The sequence below is a fragment of the Sphingobacteriaceae bacterium GW460-11-11-14-LB5 genome (assembly GCA_002151545.1).
Lineage (GTDB): Bacteria > Bacteroidota > Bacteroidia > Sphingobacteriales > Sphingobacteriaceae > Pedobacter.
In genome coordinates, this window is the sequence record CP021237.1 from 1834286 (window position 1) to 1859548 (window position 25263).

General features: G+C 40.1%; 17 protein-coding genes. 10 read left to right on the plus strand and 7 right to left on the minus strand.

Annotated features, from left to right (window positions below; all coding sequences use genetic code 11):
* Positions 1-28: 28 nt before the first annotated feature.
* Together CA265_07295 and CA265_07300 are read right to left on the minus strand one after the other, a co-directional pair.
* Positions 29-607 (minus strand): hypothetical protein, encoded by a 579-nt coding sequence (locus tag CA265_07295; protein ID ARS39465.1) that lies wholly within the window; start codon positions 605-607, stop codon positions 29-31.
* 154 nt (positions 608-761) lie between these two features.
* Positions 762-1625 carry a hypothetical protein gene (locus CA265_07300; protein ID ARS39466.1) on the minus strand — a complete coding sequence of 288 codons (864 nt, stop codon included), beginning with the start codon at positions 1623-1625 and terminating at the stop codon, positions 762-764.
* Between the two features lie 275 nt (positions 1626-1900).
* Between CA265_07300 and CA265_07305 the strand changes: the two genes are divergently transcribed.
* The 4 genes from CA265_07305 (at position 1901) to CA265_07320 (ending at position 13066) form a co-directional block, all read left to right on the plus strand.
* Positions 1901-3688 (plus strand): hypothetical protein, encoded by a 1788-nt coding sequence (locus CA265_07305; protein ARS39467.1) that lies wholly within the window; start codon positions 1901-1903, stop codon positions 3686-3688.
* 92 nt (positions 3689-3780) lie between these two features.
* Positions 3781-5424 carry a hypothetical protein gene (locus CA265_07310; protein ID ARS39468.1) on the plus strand — a complete coding sequence of 548 codons (1644 nt, stop codon included), beginning with the start codon at positions 3781-3783 and terminating at the stop codon, positions 5422-5424.
* A gap of 18 nt (positions 5425-5442) precedes the next feature.
* A complete protein-coding gene (locus CA265_07315) occupies positions 5443-11535 on the plus strand; it encodes a hypothetical protein (GenBank protein ARS39469.1) in 6093 nt (2030 codons plus the stop codon).
* A gap of 10 nt (positions 11536-11545) precedes the next feature.
* Entirely contained in the window at positions 11546-13066 is a 1521-nt protein-coding gene (locus CA265_07320) for a hypothetical protein (GenBank protein ID ARS39470.1), read from the plus strand.
* 50 nt (positions 13067-13116) lie between these two features.
* Here the strand turns inward: CA265_07320 and CA265_07325 are convergent, their stop codons facing one another.
* Positions 13117-14007, minus strand: a complete 891-nt coding sequence (locus tag CA265_07325; GenBank protein ARS39471.1) for a phytanoyl-CoA dioxygenase family protein — start codon at positions 14005-14007, stop codon at positions 13117-13119.
* 311 nt (positions 14008-14318) lie between these two features.
* On the minus strand, positions 14319-14681 hold the full coding sequence (locus CA265_07330) for a hypothetical protein (protein ARS39472.1): 363 nt from the start codon (positions 14679-14681) through the stop codon (positions 14319-14321).
* Between the two features lie 256 nt (positions 14682-14937).
* Here CA265_07330 and CA265_07335 point away from each other — a divergent pair, with 256 nt between their 5' ends.
* Positions 14938-15330 carry a hypothetical protein gene (locus CA265_07335; GenBank protein ID ARS39473.1) on the plus strand — a complete coding sequence of 131 codons (393 nt, stop codon included), beginning with the start codon at positions 14938-14940 and terminating at the stop codon, positions 15328-15330.
* Between the two features lie 76 nt (positions 15331-15406).
* On the opposite strand, the gene CA265_07340 is transcribed toward CA265_07335, so the two are convergent.
* Both CA265_07340 and CA265_07345 read right to left on the minus strand, forming a co-directional pair.
* The gene (locus CA265_07340) at positions 15407-16567 is read right to left on the minus strand and encodes a hypothetical protein (protein ARS39474.1); all 1161 of its coding nucleotides are present in this window, start codon (positions 16565-16567) and stop codon (positions 15407-15409) included.
* A gap of 267 nt (positions 16568-16834) precedes the next feature.
* Entirely contained in the window at positions 16835-17506 is a 672-nt protein-coding gene (locus CA265_07345) for an HAD family hydrolase (GenBank protein ARS42915.1), read from the minus strand.
* A 237-nt stretch (positions 17507-17743) separates the two neighbouring features.
* Here CA265_07345 and CA265_07350 point away from each other — a divergent pair, with 237 nt between their 5' ends.
* The 4 genes from CA265_07350 (at position 17744) to CA265_07365 (ending at position 21824) form a co-directional block, all read left to right on the plus strand.
* Positions 17744-18826, plus strand: a complete 1083-nt coding sequence (locus CA265_07350; GenBank protein ID ARS39475.1) for an alcohol dehydrogenase — start codon at positions 17744-17746, stop codon at positions 18824-18826.
* A gap of 25 nt (positions 18827-18851) precedes the next feature.
* Positions 18852-20051: an MFS transporter gene (locus CA265_07355; GenBank protein ID ARS42916.1), complete on the plus strand. Its 1200-nt coding sequence runs from the start codon at positions 18852-18854 to the stop codon at positions 20049-20051.
* 98 nt (positions 20052-20149) lie between these two features.
* On the plus strand, positions 20150-20479 hold the full coding sequence (locus CA265_07360) for a hypothetical protein (protein ARS39476.1): 330 nt from the start codon (positions 20150-20152) through the stop codon (positions 20477-20479).
* Between the two features lie 97 nt (positions 20480-20576).
* Entirely contained in the window at positions 20577-21824 is a 1248-nt protein-coding gene (locus CA265_07365) for a phosphonoacetate hydrolase (protein ID ARS39477.1), read from the plus strand.
* A gap of 113 nt (positions 21825-21937) precedes the next feature.
* Here the strand turns inward: CA265_07365 and CA265_07370 are convergent, their stop codons facing one another.
* The gene (locus CA265_07370; GenBank protein ARS39478.1) at positions 21938-22396 is read right to left on the minus strand and encodes an acyl dehydratase; all 459 of its coding nucleotides are present in this window, start codon (positions 22394-22396) and stop codon (positions 21938-21940) included.
* 401 nt (positions 22397-22797) lie between these two features.
* On the opposite strand from CA265_07370, the gene CA265_07375 reads away from it, so the two are divergent.
* Positions 22798-25188 carry an ABC transporter permease gene (locus CA265_07375; GenBank protein ARS39479.1) on the plus strand — a complete coding sequence of 797 codons (2391 nt, stop codon included), beginning with the start codon at positions 22798-22800 and terminating at the stop codon, positions 25186-25188.
* The last annotated feature ends 75 nt before the right edge of the window (positions 25189-25263 follow it).

Below are 25263 nucleotides of genomic sequence, written 5' to 3' on the forward strand. Positions count from 1 at the left end.
TTCCATCTTTAGGCTGCTAAAGTTGCTTTTACCCAAATATTTTTTGAACGGCCAGCTGAACCTTAGCGGCATCATTTTCGATCGTTTTTTTGATGGACTCATCAAATGAAGGAGAAAATCCTGCTGTAACAGAGATAAGTGGTGTTTGGTTAATCACCGTCAGTTCAAAGGAATGACTTCCAAATTTAAAGCTGCTTTTTATTTTATCGGTTTGTTTTTCAATTGCCTTAAAAAATTCATAGCTGTTGCTGATCTCATCGAAATGATCCTTTACCGCCTGAAAAATCAGCTGTGTTTCTACATCTAAATCATTGATGATCACTCTGGCATTCAATAATGCTTCTGCTGTTTTTCCTTCAGCTCCTTCCTGTAGGTTCTTCAAAGAGGGGAGCAGGTCTTCACTGAAGATGATATCTTTAGAATCTTTGATAAAAATCGTTGAAGGATTGCCATTTTCATCCGATCGCTGTTGGAGGTATATCGTGTCATTACCATCCTTAAGTTCTACACTGGCTGGGGCAATATATTCTGTTTTGATATCGGTGATGGTGTTTTTAATCAGCTTAACAACATAGGCTAAGACAGGGTAATCTGTAATATCGTTCATTGTGTTTTTTTTACAAATGTACAGCTTCGTTGAAGGGATGTAAAGCGCCGAAGCAAAACCAATGGATAGTTTTAGGATAAAGGGATCAACAAGAGCGAGTTAATTTTTTTCTTTGATGAGGCGCTGATGGCCATCATCCATTTTACATCACCCATTATTCCATAAATTGGTCATTCAATTGAATGGGACCGCCCGAAAGATTATTTTTATGGCGATCATAAGGGAACGACCTAAAGTGGTCTTCGTCTACAATAATACTGGGTATGGTACCCGAAAACTGTTTAAAATCGCGGATGAGGTGCATGTGATCGAAATAACCACAGTGAAAAGCAATCTTGTTCCATGACAGGTGCGGATGCTGTTCTTTAAGTTTATAGGTATTGGAAAATCTAATCAGCCGGCCAAACATTCTTGGCGAAACCCCAATTTTATGGTTACAGAGCCTTTCAAACTGCCGCAGGCTTAAACAGGCAAGGGAGGCAGTTTGCTCTATCGTCAGGTTACCACCCGAGCGGATAAAAACATCAATTGCCCGGTCAAAGGGAGAGGCCGTTGCTAAGCTATTCAGTTTTTCCTTCAGAAAAGATTGAATGATGTAGTTTTGTGCCAGGGCCGAGCTGGCTTCTGCCAATTGTTCACTTAATATCGCTGCATAGTTTCCCAAAAATAATTTTGCATCGTAACAGGTGTTCAACACCTCGTTCTGAGGTACATTTTTCATTAAACTGTTCCAGCCAATTGGTTTAAATTGTACACATACCGCACGGTGTTTTTTGCCCAGGTTCATAATCGTAGAAAACAAATGGAAGCCGGCCAGAATTACATTTTCTCTTTCCACCAATTGCCCGTTTTCATAAGCACTGATTTTATCTTCAAGTATAAAGCACAAGCAAGACCTGTAATCAGGAACAATGGTGATCTCTTTAATGAAATCTTCGTTGAAATTGAGTTCGATAACAATAACGTTTTCCACGTATTGTGCCAAACTTGGTTCAGGCAAAAAATAGGTAAAACCCATAATATTTTGACCTTTTAAGGTGAGAGGTAATATTTACGGTATCCAAGTTAGGTATTTATATCAGAATTTTAAACTTCTCTTTAAATATTCTGCATTTGGCTAAGGTTGTCGTGTTTGTACTATGTGCCGACGCTTATTCTGAGATAAATTTGATCCGTGATCATTTAGATTACAAATGCCAGGCAAACCTTTTACAGAACATTTAGTCCCGTTCATCGATTAGGTTTCAAATTGTTACGCCTGGAGCAATACCTCAACCAATCAAAATTATCCTTATGAAAAAATTTTACTTTTTTTTAATGATCTGTTTTATAACTGTACTATCCAATTCTTGTTCCGAGACAGGTTTGGAGGGACCTGAAGGCCCTGCCGGACCACAAGGCGTAGCAGGAAATGCTGGTGCAGTAGGTGCCGCAGGTAAAGATGGCAGCATCATTTATAGCGGAACAGGAACGCCTCCGGCTACACTTGCTGCAAACGGCGATTATTATTTAGACCGTTCTACAGGAAATCTTTACGGCCCAAAAACAGCGAACGGTTGGGGTACAGCACTTACTTTAATGGGAGCTGCAGGAACCAATGGTACAAATGGCACTAATGGTTCAAACGGTACCAATGGAAGCAATGGAACAAATGGCAGCACTACACTAAGTGGAAATGGTATTCCATCTGCAGCAGCCGGTATTGCAGGCGATTATTATCTGGATAAAAGCAATTATCAATTATATGGCCCAAAAACAGCCGCTGGCTGGGGTATCCCTATTTTATTGCGCGGTGCAGATGGTGCACAGGGACCAACTGGCGCTGCTGGTAAAGATGGTAGCATTATTTACAGCGGCACAGGTATTCCTGTCGCTGCAATTGGCGCAAACGGAGATTATTACCTGGACAAAACAACTGGTAATTTATATGGACCAAAAACTGCTGGTACCTGGGCTACACCAATCGTGCTGAAGGGAACTAACGGCACAAACGGTACCAACGGAACCAACGGAACCAATGGTACCAATGGAACGAATGGTTCAAATGGTAGTACAACCCTAAGCGGGAATGGTGCGCCTTTACCAGCGACTGGTTTAATTGGCGATTATTATTTAGATAAAACCAATTATCTGTTATATGGCCCTAAAGATAATACAGGTTGGGGCGTTCCTATTCTTTTGCGTGGGGCAGCTGGAGCTCAGGGGCCGACTGGCCCTGCAGGCGCGGATGGTACGATTATTTATAGTGGAGAAACTGCTCCGGACCCAGGTTTAGGGAAAATTGGAGATTTCTATATCTCCAGGCTACCGGTTATGATTTATGGTCCTAAAACAGCACTTTTTGGTTGGGGCGCTGGTACCAATTTAAAAGGTGCCGATGGAACGAATGGAACAAACGGTACAAATGGAACTAATGGTACCAATGGAAATAAAATTTTAAGCGGAGGTGGTGCTCCGCAAAATACAATAGGTAACGATGGTGATTTTTACCTAGACTTAACCAGTTATGTGATGTATGGCCCTAAAACAGGGGGCGCCTGGCCTTTTCCGGGAACATCATTAAAAGGTGCTAATGGTGCAGATGGAAATTCAAATGTAATTTCTTTAGAAACCCCAGATAATGTAAGCTTTACCTGGAATGGTGAAGGCGCTAATTTTAATACCTACGCTTTAAAGAAACATGGGCTTTCATTCAACGATACCACATCGGTATTTAATATCCCAGCCATACATTTAGCTGCTGTAAGTCAAGGTATTGTAATGGTGTATATGCGCAAAACAGAAGCGCCGGGTGTTTATAGCTGGAAGCAGTTGAACTATACAGATTTAAGTCAAAGCCCAAATCAAAATTTAATTTATAGCTATTCTTTGAGGGTTGATGCAACTACCGCTAAAGTTAGAATTTCATTTTATAATGGTTTTGGTTCAACCTTTACGGCCTACCCTGTAGATAAAGTGAGGATTGTTATCGTTCCACAAAGCACCACGGGCGTATTAAGTATAAAGCCCAATAATACACCATTGCTGCAGGCCATGCATCAGCTTAATTTAAAAGATAGTGATTTTAAAATATTAAAGTGATGTTATTAGGGCTGTAGTTACACGTATGGCCCATAATTCCCATTCTAACAAACGTAGAATCTATGAAACGCATATCACTTTTTGTGTTGTTTTTGTGTGCTGCTTTTTTGGCCAGATCGCAAGACCTGGGCCAGATCACAAAACAAAAACCTGTTGTATTTAACGGTACCATAGGTCTGGGACTTGGTACCTATAATGTAAAGGGGATCCCAGCCAGGCAGCGCGATTTTTCTTATATTTTTAACGGCGCACCAACTTTAACCATTTACGGGGTTACTTTACCCTTTTCGGTCGTGGTGAGCGATCAGGAAAGAAGTTACACGCAGCCCTTCAATCAATACGGAATCAGTCCAACCTATAAATGGGCCACTTTTCATGCTGGCTGGCAGAGTTTAGAATTTTCGCCTTTTACTTTGGCCGGGCATAATTTTTTGGGTGGAGGTGTAGAACTCAATCCGGGCAAACTCAGGTTTGGTTTTGTTTACGGCCGTTTTAACAAAGCGATAGAAGAAGATCTCAATCAGCCATTGGCCCTGGCACAACAAGCTGCTTACAAGAGGACGGGATATAGCACCAAATTGGGTTGGGGTACCGAACGAAACCATGTTGATATCATTTTTTTGAATGCGAAAGACCATGTAGGTTCTTTAAGCGCTACCCCGGTTTCTACAGAACTGAGCCCTGCGGAAAATATGGTGCTGGGTTTATCATCCAGATTCAGCTTCTTAAAACATTTTGTTTTTGATATAGACGTTTCAGGAAGTATTTATACCAGGAATGTACTGTCAGATACGGTCGAAAACTTAAAACTGGGCAAGGTTGGTTTTATTAAAGACCTGATTACCCTCAATGCTTCAACCCAATTGTTAACCGCCGCACAAACCAGTATTGGTTACAGTGCCAGCAGCTACGATGTAAGGTTGAAATACCGGAGGGTAGACCCAGATTATAAAAGTATGGGAGCCTACTATTTTGAAACCGATGTGCAAAATTATACCGTTGAAGGTATGCTTCGTTTAATGAAAGGGCAACTGCAGCTGGGTGGAAGTTTTGGACTGCAGAATGACAATATCCTGCACGATAAAGCAGTGCGTTCTAACCGGAAAATTGGGGCTGCCAATATTTCATTTAATAAGGCCGACTATGGTTTCGATTTAAGGTACACCAATTTTGGAATTACCCAGGATAGGGGATTAAACCCCATTATAGATATGTTTCGTGTGGCCAGAACCAATCATAACCTGAGCACCGTTTTAAGGTATAATATTACTGATGAAAGGTTTAGTCATGGTTTTGTTCTGGTCGGTAACCTGCAATCGCTGGTAGATTTAAATGAGTTAACCAAACCTAACAGTAAATCGAACAGTAAAACTGTCAACCTTTCTTACCAGCTCGGTCTGCCAAAAAAATCCTTTGGTGTTAATGCTAATCTAAGTTATACCGTTGCAGAGGTTGCCTTTGGCAAGACCATTTTTTATGGTCCAACTTTAGGCCTTAATCAAACCTTAAATAAGGGTAATCTGGGCCTTAATGCTTCTGTTAGCTATCAGCTCCAGCGCAATAACAGCATTGATGCGGGTAATATATTTAATGCAAACTTTAATGGTTCGTACCGTCTTGGCAAACGCGATGCGGCCAATTTATCACTTAACTACCTGAAAAGTAACTCAAAAGATGTTACGCTCCCTTCTTTTAACGAATTGAGGTCGAATCTTGGTTTAACACATTCCTTTTAAAATTTAATACCATTCAGCATGAGAAATTACGATCATTTTATAAAAGGTTTTAAATGTGTACCGATTTTGTTCTTATTCGTGATGCTTTCGCTCTATTGTAACATAACAATGGCCCAAAGTGTTAATATCAGCACGACTATTATACCCCCATATTCTCCGTTTTATGCCGATTATGCAGGAACAAATGCTTCAAAAGTTTTATTAACCATTACCAATTTAACCGCCCTGCAAAAGAGAATAAAGTTAGTGGGGCAGCTACAGGGTGATAATGGCATAAAAATCACCACGAAATCCAATTACGTTCCTTTACAGCCTGTTATTTTGAATCCAAATGAAACCAAACAGCTAAACGGACTGGCCTTAAAGGATATTTTCGATTTAAATTCCTTAAATGTATATGGCATTGATAAAGTAAGACTGGTGCAAACTTCACGCTTACCCGAAGGAAACTATGTTTTCTGTATTCAGGCAGTTGATATGAATACCAATCAGGTTATTTCAGCCACTGCACCTTTGGGCTGTACAAACATTAATATCGCTTACCCCGATGCTCCGGTACTCATTAATCCCCTAAGCAATTTAACGTTATTTGCTACCAATCCGCAAAGCCTGGTTTTTAACTGGATAAATGCCGGTTTTGTACCAATGGGTACACAGTATATATTACAGGTTGCCGAAATGCCATTGGTCAGCTCAAACCCTAACCAGGTTTTGAACTCCGCATCTTTTCCGTTGATCAATAAGACGATGAACAGCATGTCCTACAGCTTATCGCCCTCAGACCCGCCGTTAAAAACAGGGAAAAGTTACGCATGGCGTATAAAAGCTTTCGATCCGACAGGAAAAACAGTTTTTAAAAATAACGGAACGAGTCAGGCCAATGTTTTTACTTACTCGGTACCACAACTTACTTTGGCTGCGCCAGTAATTACTTCACCTAAAAACAAGGTAGAATTTACAGAAGTGCGAAATGCTTATAATATTTTAAATCAGCCCAATATAGATATTAGCTGGAATGGTTCGGGTGCAAGTAATGCCCAGATCAGATACATCATCAAGATAGCAAAGGTTGGCGCGAATGATCAGGCAGAAAATGTGTTGGCTACTAATAGCGGACTAATTGTAAACGATGAAATTAGCACCACAACTTATACGCTGAAAGCACTTCCGGCAGCAGGCAAACTACCATTCGACAATCCAAATAAAGAAATCACAGGTCCGTCAGGAAAAGCAGCTTTAGAACCCGGTGCCACTTATGCCATCCAGATTACGGCAAAAGGAGTAGATGCATATGGTAAAAGCATCAACTTCACTAATTTGGGTAATAGCGAAATCGTATTATTTAAATATAATGGTGCGCCAAAATTACCTCCGGTAGTAGATAATATGGTTACCATAACTGGCAGATTATTATACCGCTATAAAAAAGAAAATGAACAACCTAACAACAGCAGCTTTAATTTTCCACCGGCATATGTGACCAAAAAAGCTGGGAACTTTAGCATGCTTGTGCTTAACGATGCACCTTTGCCTGATTTTATCTGTAATGGAATGTTTAACCAGGATAATGAAACCAGGCCAGTAAAAAACACCACTATAAAATTGGTTTACGCGCTGTTTACATCAGCCAATAAAGCGCCAACACAGTATAACGAATTAAAAAGTTACGACAGCGAAAATGCCCCTTTCACTACGCCGGTAGGTGCATCTAATTATGTCGATCCTGAAAAAAAACCGGATAAGGTATTGGTAACAGGTATTACCGATGAAAACGGTAATTTTTCGGTTTCTTTTTTAAACAATATGAAAACGGGGCTGATTGAAAAAGCAGACAAATCGGTTGAGTTCGGTGCGCTCCGTATTGCTATGGGGGAAGATAAATACACCAATTCTGACATCATTATATTTCCACAGAATGGCAAAACCATTCATTTGCCAGATGAGGTTGTATTTGCGGATTCGTATAATTTAAAAGTAACGGTAAGAACGGACGAAAAGATCGCAGATCAGGCATTACAGCCAGGAGCAGTTGTCGCAGGTTATCCGGTACAGCTGGCTGTGCTTAAAAGCGATTATAGAACTGATCCATCGTACCCGGTAGAATCGAATATAGAAGTGTACAAAGATCTGAAAGCAACTATTTTGAACGAGCCAGCAACTGTATTAGACTTAGGTAAAACAGACGCAAATGGGGAAATAATATTTAAAAGACTGCTGTCCAATAGTTATTATACTACTAAGTCATCGGATAGAAAGTATACCTTAGCGCTGGAAAATAAATTGGAAGGCAATTTTGCTTACGAAACGCAAACCAAAGTGATCCAATCCGACGCTTGTAACAATTGTCCGTTTCATGATGTAAACTATAAACTGAGCAAAAGAAGTTCGGTACATAAAGTTGGTTCTATTGCACGCGAAATTATTATTTCACCCAAAAACCCAGAGATCTACCTCCGGGTAATGACGATGCAGAATAACATGCCTAAAGCAATTGCCAATGCTACCGTTACCGTTTACGAATATGCTACAGATAAATCTTTTTTTCCAAGTTCAAAAGACTATACCACAGATATAAATGGTTATCTGCATTTGAAAGATTTAGCGATAACAACGGAAAAGCAAGGCAATTTAACAAAAGTGATCGGGCCATTGCGCAGCATTGTGATTTCAAAACCTGGTTATGCGAGTTTAACCATAGCGAGCAAACAGAAATTGTCTTTTGGAGAACGTTTTCCTGCCCAGGTAGAGCAATATATGAAGGGTGGTGGCGAGCTGGTGGGACATGTGGTTAACGAAAAGGGAGAGCCGGTTATCTGTAATATCCGCATCGCTGGTGGTCCGTTTGTAAAAACTGCAGATAACGGATGGTTCGATATTAAAAACACCGCAAGTGGTAATTTTACCCTGATAGAAGTGGTACCGGTTGTTGATAATTATTTCCCTGAAGCACTTCGTAAGAATATTAATGCAGGAGACTATACGCTGGTGAGTAATGTAAATGATCCTACTGGGAAGATAGTGGTAAAAGAAAAACTGCACCGCGTGCGGTTTAAAATAGTGGATGAAAATAATAATCCTGTTGCCGAAAGCTGCACCGCTGTTGGCCAAAGTTTAAACGTCTGTTATCCCAGCGACAGTAAAACTGGATTGACCAACGAAATAGCTGTGGCAAGTCCTGATAACGAATTCCATATCCGTGTAGTTGCCTATGGCTATGTTACGTATGATAGTTACAAAAATATACCGATCAGCAAAACATCGGAGGTAATCCCCATCAAGCTGGTACGGGCAAAAACGATCGTAGGTTATGTGCTTGATGAAAAAACAAATAAACCGATCAAAAATGCAAGGGTATACACCATAAGTGGTACCAATCAGGATGGTCAGGTACAGAATGAAACCTATACTGATGATAAGGGCTTCTATATACTTCCGGGTGCCATTAACCAATCGATGTTTTTTGATTATAACTCTGGGCTCAATATCCAGAGCCCGATGGATGTGTACGCGGTAAAAAGTGGCGATGAAGGTTATCAAAGCCAAAAACAGACGGTACTTTTTGGTTATGGCGTGGGACCAAATACGGTGAGTAATGTTGTTTTTAAACTAACCAGCCTGAACATGAAGGCCGAAATTTGGGGAATCCCGATCGAGGTCAACACTGTAGAAGAAGGTTCATCACCTTTTGCCTTAAAAATCAGCGGTGCATTTGTTAAAATACCTGATAATGCTACGTTTAAAACGGCTTTAAGTAATGCAAGGTTACCATTTAAAAATTTGCAGGTATACATCGACAAAAAAGCAAATCCAAATGGTACGCCTAATTATATTTTTGTGCCCACAACCAACGAAATAACAGTACAAACCAATGCGTTTAAGGTAATGGCCTTTAATAAATTCTCTTGCGAGGTATTGGGCAGCGATCAGTTTTTTCAATATCCATTGTTAAAGATTAGCAAAGGCAAAAACGGTTTGGGTGTGTTGAGCGGTTTTGTAACCTCCGAACTGGCCTCCTTTAACTTTAGTTACGATTATAATGGCAGATTTTTGTTTGATCATGATAAATCCCAGTTTTTTAATCAGGCACTTCCATCCGCCCCGATAGATGTATTGGGCGCAGCAAATAGTTTTACACCACTTTCTAAATATAACCTTAAAGCATTATATGGGGTAAGCAGCTTCAAAGTGCATGATTTTGAAGCCACTATGCTCAAGGGATCGTATGTAAATGCCGATGTTTTCGCCATAAATACGGCCATAAAAATGCAAATCCCTTTAGTGGGTATCAGCAGTTTACAGGCGGGCACGGTAAAGGTATCTCAAAAGGACATTAGCTGGCAGGATTATGTTGGAGATATAACTATTCCTTTAGAAAAATGGACCATTAGGGGCAAAGGTTTGCAGTACGAACTGAATAAAGGTGGCTTTAAAATTATTGGCGGGCAGTTGCAGACCGACCTGCCGAATGTTCCGCTGAATGAAATGTTGATTATGCCAACAGCGATTGATCTGGGTACAAATAACCTTAGCGGCAATGAAGTTTTAACCCTGGGTAATGTTACTCCGCTTAAATTGGTGGGCGGTGCAAAACTGACCTTAAACTACGATGCAGCAGCGCCTTTCGATCAGAAACCGCATTACCGGATAAATCTGTCGGGTAGTAATTACCAGCGGGTGGCTTATATTGCAAATATCCCAGGTATCTCGGTATTGGATAAAATAGATATCGAAATCATGAGCGCCTATAGTGATGGGATACATAGAACCGTAAATGTCACACCCGTTAAACATCCGTTTTTTAATGTGATCTCGCAAACGATTAGCGGTATAGAGGTTGGTAAAGATTATTTTACCCTTATTGGCAATACCAGTCTCGATATCCCCGGGGCAAACAACAATGTTACGGGTAGATTTAAATATTATAAAGATCAAAACGGCAGCATACAGCAGGTAACCGAAAAACTGCAGACTGATATAGAACTACCTGGTAAAGTAAAGTTTAATGGAACCAGTTTTGCCCTGTCGAATGGTGTTTTTAAAGCTACAGGTGATCTGCTGATCTACAAAAATACACTCGCAGATGCCATACCCTTACACGGAACAATTACTAAAACTCCTGCAGGTACGCAAATGGATATCCTGCCCAATGACAAAATAAAAATGGGCGTTGATGGCAACAGGTTTATGACGATTTTGAATGGCGGTAGCAAGGTTAATGGCAATACCTGGAACCTGGTACAATTTACGGCTAAACCTGAAAACTTTTTAGCAGATGGCAAAGAAATCCTGGTAAAAGGGCAGGATGAGATTGATTTTATTGTAAACGGAGCGATAGAAAATGATAAAAAATCAGGCAAACAAATAAAAGTAGAAAATGTGGAAACACCTTTCGGCGGGCTGGATATTTCTTTCGATTTTGATAAAAAAATATTGGCAGGTTCTTTAAAATTTTCAGGCCAAAATATTCCTGTTGGACCTGTTAATCTGCATGATGGTAAGATTAATATGCAGATAGATGGTAATGGTTTTATTCTTTGCGGTATCATATCTAATGCTTCGCTTACACCGCTCCCTATTCTTAATGGCTTTAAAAGTGGCGTAGCCATTGGCTTTTATAACGGCCCGTTGCCAGCTTATATGAAACAGGATCTATTGAATGTGACGCTATACAACCAACTGCCCGATTTGGAACAGCGTTTAACAGGTGTTTATGTCAATGTAATGAAATCATTGGGCAAAGCCGATTTGCCAAAGCTGCCAGGACCTAGCTTAGATGATATCCCAGGGATGAGTGCATTTGTTCCAACTTTCGATTTTTCGGCTGGGATAGACCTCCGCATTATGGTCAATTTAAAAAGCGGTGTAACCATAGGAGGGAAAGCAATTGCGAATGCCTCTTGCCTGTACAATTTTTCTGTTTGTAAAATCGGTTTAACCGGTAGTGCCAATGGCGAATTTGGCCTTACTTATAATGGCGGGCTGGGTGGTTACCTGCAATTTGGTGTTAAAGGCGGACTCGTTTATTGTGTAGGGTCTAAAGAACTGGGCCTGTTACTGAGATTAGATAAGCCGCCAGGTGGTGGATTCAGCCCTTCGGTAAAACTCAACTAAAAATATTTCTATGAAATCTATACTTATTGCAATGCTGTTCTGCTGCTGGGCTACTGACCTGGTATTTGCGCAACAAAACCCTGAAACCAAATTATTGGCAAAATACGATGGTGGAGATATTCTGCTTAGTTATCAGTTGCCCGCTCTTAATGGTGCTGATAGTCTCTCCCTGGCCATTTACCGGACAGGGAGACAAGGCGCTGAGGTATTAATAAAGCAAAACCTGAAGGCGGCTGTCAATACCAGATTTTTATATGCCGATACCACACTCAGAAAAAATCCCGGAATTTATCAATACCGTTTACAAATCAGTGTAGCGCAGGCGGTATTAAAGGATGAAAAAGTGCTGGCTTATGCTTTCGCTCCCGACGAAATACCTGTGGCTGTTGATTTTGATGCAAAAAATACCAGAGGAACTAAAAATATAAACCTGAGTTGGAGAATTGCCAATAACTACCTGCTCAATAGCATCATCATTGAACGTAGCCGTAAGCAGGATGGTTCATTTGCACCCGTAGCAACATTAAACCAAAATGACAGCGTTTTTGTAGATCAGGTTTCTGATGCCAATGAACCTTATTTTTACCGTCTGGCGATGGAAAATATTGTTAATGGTAAAATATATTACGCAGCTGTTGCTCAGGTTATTCCACAGTTTGCTATTGTGCCTTTAAGTGTAACCCATGTAAAAGCAGCACAACTGAGGGAGAAGATTGCGCTAAGCTGGGAAAATCAAGATGAAAAAGCCAATGGATTTTACATTCTGAAAAAGTCAGGTAAACAAGATACCTTTTTGCTGGCTTCAGCTAAAATAATGAAAAATAGCACCGATAAATATCAATGGATAGATAGTGCAAGCACTTTGGTTAATCATGAAATGTATCAGTATAGTATTGTGGCAGAAAGTAACTCCTTTGATAGAAGTAAACCTTCTGATACGGTAACCGTAGCATTCAGCAGAAGTATTCCGGCACTTTCGCCGCCACAACATTTACAGGTTATCACCGCAAACGATACTACTTACAACCTGGTTTGGCAGGTAGATAGCTTGCGGCAGCATGAAATTGCCGGCTATGCTGTTTTTATAAAAAATGCAGGAGGCACAGCATTTCGGGCTTTGGCTGGTGGTGTGGTTACTTCAAACATCAATTACATAGCCATACCAAGACCGAAAAATGGCGATACTTATCAGGTAAGAGCGGTAAATGGAACCAAACAGAGTGCGCCAAGCATCGCCTATACCTATACTAATGCTTTTGAAAAAGAATTTGGTCCAAAATATTTAAAGGCAGCGGTTATCGATCATATGTTGAAAATTAAATGGTTGAAACCAGAAGATGTTGAGGTAAAAGCTTATAAATTATATAAATGGAATGGAAAAGGCTTTGACTTGATCGAGACCATACCATCAGATCAGGATACCGTTACCACCAAAAAATACCTTGCAGGCGAACTCAATATGTACCAGTTAAAAACGGTAAATGCACAAGGTATAGAAAGTAAGGGCAGCAAGATGCTGCAGGTGAATTGATCAGCTCATCAAGTCATTTTGGTTAAGTATAGAGTAATGAAGAAACCTGGTTAAACCAGACTATCAGGAGAAAATATCAGTGGAAAGAATTGACCTTCCATTTTATGTCCCGCCCTAATGGGTGCCACACCTTTAAGTAAAGCTTCGTCGGTATTAGATTCAGTACCGTCAGTAAATACATTTAAAACGAAAGCGCTTCTTGAACGTGGCGATTTATTGGGAAACGAACCATGAACCATTAATGGATGATGAAAAGTAGCATATCCCTTTTTAAGTTCGATCGGAACAGGATGAAATTCGGCCTTCTGCTCTTCTGTTAAATATTGCATCAGGCCCTCCATATCGCCAGCTAAATCTGGTTTATCCAGCAAGCCCCAGCGATGGCTTTTAGGTACATAATATAAACAACCGTTTTCAGTGGTAGCATCATCCAATCCAACCCAGCAGGTTAAATGTTGCATGGGCCCCGTACGCGTCCAGTAAGAATAGTCCTGGTGCCAGGCCACAACGCCTCCGTGTTTTGCGGGTTTACAGAACAACTGATCGTGCCAGAAACGTACGCCTTTATTGCCTAAAATTTGACTGGCAGCCATTGCAAAAGCCGGATTCCATATTACATCATGAAAACCTTCTGTAATCCGCCAGGCACCTAAAGCATGAAATAAAACAGAATTAGGGTCTGCAGATTCATTGCTGTGAAACTCGTGAAATAGCCCATTTAACGGGTGTGCGGGATCAACAATTTCTGCTAATTCTTTGTTCAGCCGGTCAACCTGCCATTCTTCCAGTAATTTCACATCACTAACGTATCCATAGGTTTTAAAAAAATCAATTTGCTCGTTGCTAAGCTTGTACTGTTCCCAGTCAGAAGCTTTTGCAGGCCATTTAAACAGATCGGAAATGAGTTGATGTTTTTTTGAAAGGTCGTGCTGGATGGGCATTGTCATCAGTTCTATGCGTTTTATGGTTAGAAATTACTCGTTTATTTAAAGGTAATAAAAGATTTTCCTTCATAGAACAGGCAAAGCAAATTTGAAGCTGATTATTTTATAATAGGTTGCCCTGGTTAATTAAGCGTTATTTAATACTTTGAGTTAATGTAGTGCCGCCAATTTTAGATAATATGTGATAAATATTTAACACTGAATTAATAATCGGTCCTTAGTTTTGCGGTATAAATATTTGGTTAGTATTTATAAGTTTAGGTTAGTTGATTATAAAAGCCCAGATGGATATCGGGGCTTTTTATATTTTAACCCATGCGATAGAAAAACTCATCGGCAACGATTTTTCCGTCTTTAACCTCATAAACACAAATTTCACTCATCGCCATTCTTCCATGCGATTTATAAGTGGCATCAATGTTCATTACAATTGAAAAATGATTGTCTGCAACAATCGGTTCGGAGCAAGAAGCGCTATGTATTTCTTCAACACTTTCTTCCCATTGTATGGTTTTGTTTTTAACAGCATCCTTGCCTTCTGTTAATTCCATTGGCGAGCCTTTTGGCTCTTTACTCACTACGTTGTCGGCGTAAAGTTCATCAATGGCTTGTTCGTGTTTGCCTTCACGGCAAAGCTGTACCAATTTGTCAGCTACTTCCTGAGTATTCATATGCTTATATTTAAGTTATGACCTAAGTTATCTAAAAATAAACGTTTTAGCGGTTTAAAAGGTTTTAAGTTTAGGTTATCTTGCTGAGGCGAGACAATAGGATGTAACCTTAGCTTATGGTACAGCCTCTTTTTTATTTTGCCTCAACATTAACTTTTTTTTGTTGTAGCGATTTAATAACCTTACTCGTTTCTGTGTCAAAATTAATGCTATGAAAATATGTTTAAAGGTTTTTAGCCTGATCCTGTTCTGTACGATGGCTTTAACCGCCTGTAAAAAAGATAAACCTGCACAAGCAGAACTTTTGCCACTTGTGGGCAGCTGGACCGAGACACCTGTTTCACCTGATTACCAACGTAAGCTGTTCTTTAGTGCAGACGGAACCTTTACCATGCACTTTACCTATTATGGATTGCAAGGAGGTGTTACATCTACCGGAAGCTATTCGGTAAGTGGAAACAAGTTAACCGCTATTATCAAAAGCCAGGTATTCCTCGAGCCGAAAAGACAACCTGAAATTAGGGCGGTTGAACAGTCGCTTTTTGATAGCGGTACTTTTAGTATCACCGGCAATGTGCTTACTGTTAACTTTTTGAGTTATCCGGCCGATGGTCCAGAACCCACTACAATTAAGTTTCTGAAGAACTAAGTATGAATGGCGTATTTTAACTAGCTAGTTTAGCAGAGAGGTTCAAATCATTATTTTTGTAAAACCCTGTACAGGTTTAATCGGCTGTTTTAAGACTGAACGAAAATGTTGATCCCTCATCGAGCTTACTTTCGACACTGATAGATGAACCATGTAAGGAAATAATAGAGCTGGATAGGTATAAGCCAATGCCAAAGCCACTGATATTACGGGTCTTTTCAGATCTGATGCGGTAAAACTTCTGGAACATGTTTTTTTTGTCTTCAGAAGAGATACCAATGCCCTGATCTTTTACGCTAATGATAAGGTTTTGATCGCTGCGTTTGCAAGAAACAGTAATAATCCCTCCATCAGGCGAATATTTTTGGGCATTGCTCAGGAGATTGGTCATCACCAGGGAGATTTTTTCGGCATCACCCATAACCATCGCCTCATTTTCTCCCTCATAAACCAGTTGATGTTTTTCGCTACTTGCCTCCGCATCTTCAATGCATGACCGGATGGTGGCAACAAGGTCAAAGCGGGCACTTTCAAACTTTAACTGCCCACCCTCCAGCCTGGAGATGTGTAAGAAGTCGGTAATCATATTCTCCATCTTCTTGGTCTGCTGTTCGGCTTTTGTCAGGGCATGGGCGATAAAGTCATTGCCATTTAACTTAAGCTTATGCAGCGCGATTTGTATATAGGAACGCAGTGAAGTTAGTGGCGTTTTTAGTTCATGACTAACAAAACTAATAAACTCATCTTTTTTTTTCTCCACCAGTTTTTTTTCAGTGATGTCCCTCGCGATTTTGGATAGTCCAATTACCTGTCCGCTGCTGTCTTTAATGGGGGAGATAGTGAGTGATACATGGATGAGCGTTCCATCTTTTTTTCTGCGGATGGTTTCAAAATGGTCAACCCGGTCGCCCTTGCGTAACTGCGAAAGGATCTTGGGCTCTTCCTCATGCCGATCGATTGGAATGACTTTCAGGATGGAGCTACCGATCATTTCTTCGGCAGTATAACCAAATATCCGGGCAGCCGCATTATTCCAGCTGGTCACTATTCCATTAAGATCCTTTGAGACAATAGCATCGTCAGATGAACTGATAATAGAAGTGAGTATGGCACTTTTTTCTTCAGCAAGTCGCAAGGCATCATTAAGCCGACGGAGTTGCTCATTATCAAGCCTTAAGTCCAGTTCCCTCTTCTCGTAATCTTTAATGAGTTCAATGATTTCGCTAGTGTCTTTCATATCTTTTTCTCCGAACACAAGATAGGAATAATTAACGGCCTATTTCAGCCGATTTTTACCAACTAAGATCAGGAAATACTTTTCCATTTATTCAGAAAGCAGCGTAGAAGAAATCATTTACGATTTACAGAAGATACTGGTTGATGGTGATAATTTTTAAATATTAAGGCTTCTGGCCTAATGCCAAAAGCCTTTCATCTTTGATCCTAATCGTTTACCTTCCGTTTGAGTGAGTCATTAACGTGGAAAGCTATTCGGAGTAATGATTTAGTTCTGCTTGGTTACCATAGCCAGGATATCCATTAGATTGTCTATTACGGCGTCAGGTTCTGCTTCTTCTAATTGTTTTTGTGTGTGCGCTCCGGTGGTAATGCCGATGCTTAGACCACAACCTGCATTTTTGCCTTCTTCAATATCAATACTGGAATCACCCACTTTAACAACCGATTTACCATCGGTAAGGCCATGGTGTCTCATTGCCAATAAAATCATATCTGGTTCTGGTCTGTTCTGGCCCACTTCCGAGGCAGTAACCAATGTATCGAAGTCGGTACCAACTTTCCATCCAAGTCTGTTCAGGATAGCTTCTGCAGTAACCCGGTCATAACCGGTATTAAGTACCGAAATGATTCCTTTTTGTCGAAGTTTCTCAAAAAGTTCAATCGAACCTGGCTGCGGTAAAATTTCCTCAGTTTCGTAAGCCAGTTTCAGTTTACCAATAAATTCTTCGTATATATTGAAGACCACTTCTTCATCAAAAGAACCTTCGTAAGTTTTAAGTACCGATCTGATTGCTTCTTTCTTTTCCTTTCCGGCTGCAACAGCAAGAACCTGATCAAGGGTATAAGAAAAACCAGCGGCATTTATTGCATTCATTAGAGTTTTGTAAACTAGGTTGTTTTCGTTCACTGTGGTGCCAGCCATATCGAATACTACCATTTTAATTTCAGGGTACATTTGCTTTCTATTAAATTAGATAAATTAATTTTTTGAACTTTCGTCGTCAAATATACTATCAGTAATTTTACTAAACAAATGTTTAGTAATAGTTAACATTTATATTAACATTTGTTTACTTTAGCTAAACATTAAAAGTTCATTTTTGTCTTATTGTTTCGGCATTAAGAAGCATGAACCAGAATAACCAGATAATTAAAATAAAAGAAAAAGATAAATATGAAAAATGCAACCCTCGTTGTTTTTAATGGATCGGGAAAGGCGCTGGAGGAAATGGAAACAACTATCCCTGTACTTAATCCAGGTGAAATTTTGGTCAAAAACTTATATACTACAATTTGTGGAAGCGATCTGCATACCTTTTGTGGCTTGCGTAATGAAGCTGTTCCTACCGTTTTGGGACATGAAATTGTAGGCGAAGTACTGGCTTTTCATCCAGAACACAACCAAAAAGATTATTTAGGAAACCAGCTTGAAATAGGAGATAGGGTAACCTGGAGCATATTTGCTTCCAATGCAGATTCAGTAAGGGCGAAAGAAGGCATGCCACAAAAGGCTGATGGTCTTTTTAAATACGGGCACGCAAAGGTTACAGCTACAGATGCCCTTCACGGGGGACTTTCAACCCACTGTGTATTAAAGCAGGGTACGACTGTACTTAAAATCAGTAAAGAAATTCCACTTAAAGTTGCCGCAACCATTAACTGCGCAGTGGCGACGGTTGCAGGTGCTGTCCGTCTTTCAGGTAGCCTTCAAGGGAAAAAGGTATTAATCTCTGGTGTGGGTTTGCTGGGTTTGGTATGTGCAGCAATGTGCAGTGCCGATGGCGCAAAAGAAATCCATGTAGCCGATGTAAATGACGGACGTTTAAAGTTAGCCGAAGCATTCGGAGCCAATGTGCAGCACCTTTTAGGTCACGATGCAGATCTTCCAGCAGATATTGATGTGGCTTTTGATATGAGTGGTTCGCCAGATGCCATGGAAATGGGGCTTAACACACTTACAGTTGGCGGAACAGCGGTTTGGATTGGTGCGGTTTTTAAAACAAGAGAAGTTCAGGTTAATGCCGAGCGTGTTGTTCGTAACCTCATTACCATCAAAGGCCTTCACAATTATAACTACGAAGACTTTGTACAAGCAGTAAAGTTTATAGAAACAAACCATGCCAGGTTTCCGTTTGAAAAACTGGTTTCAGCAGAGTTTTCTTTAGCAGATGCAGAATCAGCCTTTAATTACGCCGTGGCTGATAAGCCTATCCGTGTAGGGATCAACGTTGCCAAAAATAATCATAATGAACAGTAATAGCGCGGGCAAACAGAAGTGGAAGATGTTACTGGTAACCATGTTGTGTTACCTCTTCTTTTACACCGGCAGGCACAACTTTGGATGGGCGGTGAAAGGCATGGTTGCTTCGTTGAATATACCGTATAGCACCATTGGCTGGATTAGCTTTTGTATGTTAATCGGTTATGCCATAGGCCAGTTTATCAATGGTAACCTTGCAGATAAATTGAGTCCTAAACTGATGGTGGTAACCGGCGCTTATTTATCAATCATGACCAATATTGCGATAAGCTTTTCAAATACGGCTACCATGATCATGATCCTTTGGGGGCTCAATGGATTTTTTCAATCGATGGCCTGGGCGCCAGGTGCAAAACTGATCAATAATTGGTGGGATGAACATGAGCGAGGTAAGGCATTTGGGTTTTATACCATGGCCGCCGGACTGTCTTCTGCAGTAACTTACCTGATTTCTATTGTGCTGTTGCAGCAAGGGATTGAATGGCGAATGCTGTTCCGCCTGCCGGTACTGTTGCTGTTGGTTACGGCAACCATATTTTTAATTATTGCTAAAGACCGGCCTGATGTTGAAGAGCACAATGGTCGTCAGCCACTGGCCGAAGATAAATCAGATTGGCTCGACCGTTATAAGGAAGCCTTCAGAAACAAAAGATTTTTACTTACTTCTTTATCTTTTGGTTTTGAGAGCATGGCCCGCTACGGACTGATATTTTGGGTTCCGGTTCATTTTTTAGGTAAAAACTGGAAAGATAACCCTGGGAATATTTGGGTTACATTTTTACTGCCGGTGGGTATGGCCATTGGCGCATTATGCTTTGGTGTTTTATCTGATACCTTTTTTAAAGGAAACCGCCTAAAAGCCATCGTGGTCGGCATGTCGGCTAGTGCAATTCTCTCCCTGCTTATCTTTATTGTTCCAACACAACAAATCATACTCAGCAGTATTTTGATGCTGTTAACTGGTTTCTTTGTTTATGGGCCCCAGGCTTGTTACTGGCCCTTGAGTCCGGATATGCTGGGTAATAGGCTTACCGGTACAGGCATAGGGATTATGAACATGTGCGGTTACCTGTTTGCCGCCATTGGTGAGCCGTTTTTGGGCTATGTAATTGATATTACGGGCGATAGCAACAATATTTTTATTGTAACGGCCTTAGCTTGTGTGTTATCTGCTTTAATTGCTTTTTTCGTTTCCAGGTCTAAGCCTGTTAAAGTGGCCTGATATTTTAACTTAAAGGGCACAGCAATGCGGTTGTTGCCCATATAAAGCAAGTAATTGATTACTGCCGGAATAATTTAAAGTTTTTTTAATTATAATTTATGAGTTTGAAGGGGATAAGTAAGACTACAGTAGGAAATTTGATCGGTCTTCTTGATCAGCTTGAAGAACTGGAAAGGATAATGGGAACCGACCCAGGTGAATGCGATGAAGTCAAAAAACTTAAACAGGAATTAATCGAAACCTACCAGAAATATGAAGGGATGCTGCGGGAGATAACGGAGCAAATTGGTGTTTATCAGGATCTTTATGGTAAGATCAGGTTTCGCTTTGTGCCCGAAAAACTAAAATCCTTAAGGCGGATTATTCCGCAGGATAGTTATGAATTTACTTTGCTTAAAGAAAGCATCCAAAAAAGCCATTTAACTTAAATAGCTAGTGGCAGTATGATGATTTGCCACAGAATCATCTGGCTTTTTCGGACAAGTTTCAGGTAAAAATTTAGAAAAAACTACATTCCCATATAAAATGGACAAGATCTCTACTACTCCCTTTTCAGTAAACGGCAAAACTTATTCTCCTCCTGTAAAACCGATTGTTGTAATCTGTATGGATGGCTCTGCAGCTGAATATCTTGATTGTTCAATGGCTAACGACCGAATGCCCAACTTAAAAAAAATGGCAATGAAGGGTTATAGAGGTATGGTACGAGGGGCATTACCTTCTTTTACGAACGTGAACAATTCGTCCATTGTAACGGGTGTTAGTCCGGCGATACATGGCATATGCGGCAATTTTTTTTATGATACTGAAAAAGATCAGGAGGTAATGATGAATTCCTCAGCATATTTACGTGCCGATACTTTACTGGCTGCTGCTGCAAATGCAGGTCGTAAGGTTGCGGTTGTTACCGCAAAAGAAAAATTACGTGATATCCTTTCTTATAAACTGAAAGGTATTGCTTTTTCAGCCGAAAAGGCCGATCAGACGACACTGGAAACGCATGGAATTGAAAATGTAGAAACACTTATTGGCCATAAAACGCCTGCTATATACAGTTCCGATGCGAGCTTGTTTGTCCTACGTGCAGGTGTGGCCCTCATTAAAAATGGAATGGCCGACTTCCTTTATTTATCATTAACCGATTACATGCAACATACTTATGCACCAGAAACTGAAGAGTCGCTGGCTTTTTATGAAGCCCAGGATGTCGAAATTGGAAAAATGCTCGGGCTGGGTGCAATAATTGGCGCTACTGCCGATCACGGTATGAATGCTAAAATTAAAGCTGATGGATCGCCCAATGTGTTATATATTGAAACAATGCTTACCGCGAAATTTGGAAATGGCTTTAGGGTAATCTGCCCCATTACCGATCCGTATGTAAAACACCATGGTGCTTTAGGTTCTTATGTGGTTGTACATGTAGAAGACCAGTCAAAAATAAATGAGATAAAAAACTGGCTGATCTTGCAAGATGGGATCACCGAGGTATATGACAAAGAATTGGGTTGCCGCATACTGGAACAACCGGCTGATCGTAGCGGAGATCTTTTTGTATTATCGGCACGTGATGTTGTTCTCGGAAAAACCGCGGCTCATCACGAACTAAAAGCTTTAGATGGCACCTTGCGTTCACATGGTGGCAGATATGAAGAAATGGTACCCATGGTTATTTCTCATCCTTTAAACACCATATATAAAATAAAAGCTCAAGGTGATCCCCGTAATTTTGATATTTTCGATTTTACAATTAACGGTACCTTAAAGAATTGACTTTTTTAAAAAATCTTCTTCAATATTCGTTGTCCCACTGATAATCATTTTGCCTGATATCAAAATTCCCGGTATGAAAACCAGTGGTAATTACGTCGCCAGGTTGAATGATACTATATAAAATGATACAAGAATACCACATCACCTACATAGGCTGGTTTGGGTTGATCTTTAATCACAAGTGTAGCTTGAATCGTAACCTTAGTTATTCCCCTCAAATTGCTAATGCAATTTAATTTAGCTTTTAACTGCACTTCGCTATCCACTAAAACTGCCTGACCGAATTTAAAGCGTTCAATACCGTAATTAATTTCCATTTTAATATTGCGTACATCTGCAATCTGTTTCCACAAATAAGGAATTAACGACAAGGTTAAATAGCCATGTGCGATGGTTGCCTTAAACGGGCCTTCGTTTTTAGCTTTTTCCGGATCGGTGTGTATCCATTGATGATCCAGGGTGGCATCGGCAAATTTATTGATCTGCTCCTGGTCTATAGTATGCCATTGCGAAACACCTAGTTCTTTACCTAGATGCGATTCATACTCTTCAAAATTATTGATCACCAACATTATATTCTATTTATCGGGTTAAGTACTGTTTTAACAACTCCTTTAGGTACAGTCTTCCTTCGGGTATATAGTTGGATTCCACTCTTCTGTTCCCAATTATAATAATAATAACTGTGCCTTTAACAGTATACGTACAAATATATTTTAAAGATTTTCTTGGCTTATTTCTATTCGGTCGATAATATATTAATATACAGAGGGTTTGTGCCTAAGTTCGGATACACCAACCCGATCCAATAAAAATGATTTAGAATCATAACAGGCTGTCCGATTATGTACATATTTGTTCATTAATGAACAAATATGATTTATAAAATAATGATATATGCCCTTTAAAATGCTTTCCGTGAGCTTGCTTATATTTGGCATAGGAATGGCGTGCTCCATAGAAATTTAGATTTATGTTCAAATTAAACCTGAAGATCGCTTTTAGAAACTTGTTGAGGAACAGATCATACGCATTGATCAATATCCTAGGCCTTTCTATCGGAATGACCAGTTGCATTTTGATCTTTATTTTTATCCAGTTTCAGCTGAGTTACGATACACATTTTAAGGATAGCGAGCGGATATTCAGGTTTGTAACTGATTGGAAATACAACAGTTTTGACGATTATTCTGCAGGAGTGCCTTTACCTTTTGGCCCTGCAGCTAAAGAAGAACTGGTTGGTATTGAGAAACTGGCCAGGATTTCGCGCAGCAGCGGAGTGGTGTTGGTACGCAATGGAGACGGAACCGAGCATTTTAAAGCCGTGAAAGATGTATACTTTACAGAAGCCGATTTATTCGATATCCTGCAGGTGAAATGGCTTTTCGGAAAACCCACACAATTGCTTTCAGAACCCAATACTGTAGTGATTTCGGAAAGAACCGCTAAAATTTTCTTTGGTTCGGCTCAACAGGCTATAGGTAAAAACTTCACCTTTTGGAATTCCATCCGCTTAAGAGTAGTTGGTGTAATCGCCAATTTGCCAAGTAGCAGTAGTATTCCCATGGAAATTATGATTAGTTACCCTACTTTTTATGGTGTTAATAATCAAGATTGGGATTCGGTAAGTACTTATAACGAATGTTTTATGCTGCTCAAAACTGGTGCTTCATTGGCGGCACTAGAGCAATCATTAGAAAGGATGAACGATAAGTATTTAAAACAAAAAAAACTTGCGGGCAATCAGCGTAGCCACTTACAAGCTTTATCTGATATTCACTTTAGCGAGCGTTACAATAATTTTGCTGAAACAGCCATTACGAAAAAGGAGGTATACGGACTGGCCATTATTGGTCTTTTTTTGATGGTAACAGCCTGCATTAATTTTATCAACCTGGCTACAGCCCAGTCGGTTAACCGCTCAAAAGAGGTTGGGGTGCGGAAGGTTATGGGCGCTATGCGTAGGCAACTTGTGCTGCAGTTTTTGGCCGAAACCACAACCATAGTAGTAGTTTCTATGCTATTGGCCTGTATTTTCTCTGAATTATTACTGCCATTGTTATCACATCTTTTTAAAGGGCAGGTTTCATTATCGCTCTTTACAAACCCTTCAGTTTTTGTTTTTCTGTTTCTTCTGGTTACGCTGGTTAGTTTTTTGGCTGGTTTTTATCCTGCAATGATTATTTCAGGCTTTAGTCCTGCTTTGGCCATCAAAAACAAAGTGCGTATCCAAACAGGGAATTTAAGTTTGCGCATGGTATTGATCGTCATGCAGTTCACCATTACTATTGTGCTCATTATTGCAACGCTGGTGGTGATCAAACAAATGCAATATGTAAGAGAAAAACCTCTTGGTTTCAAAAAGGATGCTGTGGTTATGATTGGTTTTCCGGGTGATAGCGCAAGTTTAAGCCGTCAGCAGTCGTTCAGGGAAAAGCTGCTTCATATACCAGGAGTGGAGAAACAAACTTATTTTGTTAGACCACCTCTTTCAGGTATCATGAACACTACAAATTTTTATGTTGATGGCAAGGAAAATAAAGACTTTGAGGTTCGGTTAAGTCCCGTCGATGAGCATTATTTTGATCTGTTTGGACTGCAGTTTGTGTCAGGTAAGGTATATCCAAAAAGTGATACGGCCAATGCTTACATCGCGAATGAAACTTTTGTAAAGAAAATAGGTATCTCTAATCCCCAGTTGGCACTTGGGAAAGTCATCGCACAAAATGGAAGGACAGGGCCGATTGTTGGTGTGGTGAAAGATTTTAATGATCAATCACTCAAAGAAAAAATATCTCCAATGGTTTTTTACCAGGAAAAAAGGCAATATTATAACATGGCGGTGAAATTGGATGCTGAAAAAATTATGCCGGCCATGAAAACAATAGAAAATATCTGGAAAAGTAATTTCCCTAACGAGGTATACAAAGCAGAATTCATGGATGATGACATCAATAATTACTATGAGTCAGAACGTATTACTGGTCTCTTGTTCAGGATATTTGCCGGTGTAATTATGTTTATTTCTTTTATCGGTATTTTTGGATTAATCTCTTTTGTTGCTGCTCAGCGTACACGAGAAATGGCCATCAGAAAAGTACTGGGTGCTTCAACAGCCGAGCTGGTTAAAATGCTGAATAGTGCTTTTATCAGGATGGTTTTTGTGGCCAATCTCATAGCCTGGCCATTGGCCTACATTTTGGCGAGCAAATGGCTATCAGGTTTTGCATATCGGGTGCCGCTTGGTATTTGGCCTTTTGTATTGGCCATGGCCGCATCAATGGTGCTCACCTTAATTACGGTAAGTTTCAGGTCGTACCGTGCGGCAAAGGCAAATGCTGTAGATGCGTTAAAATATGAGTAGGTATTGAAATATATAAATCATGGAAAATGATTTGTTATATTGATTATGATTTTAGGAATCATCCAAATTTTGTCA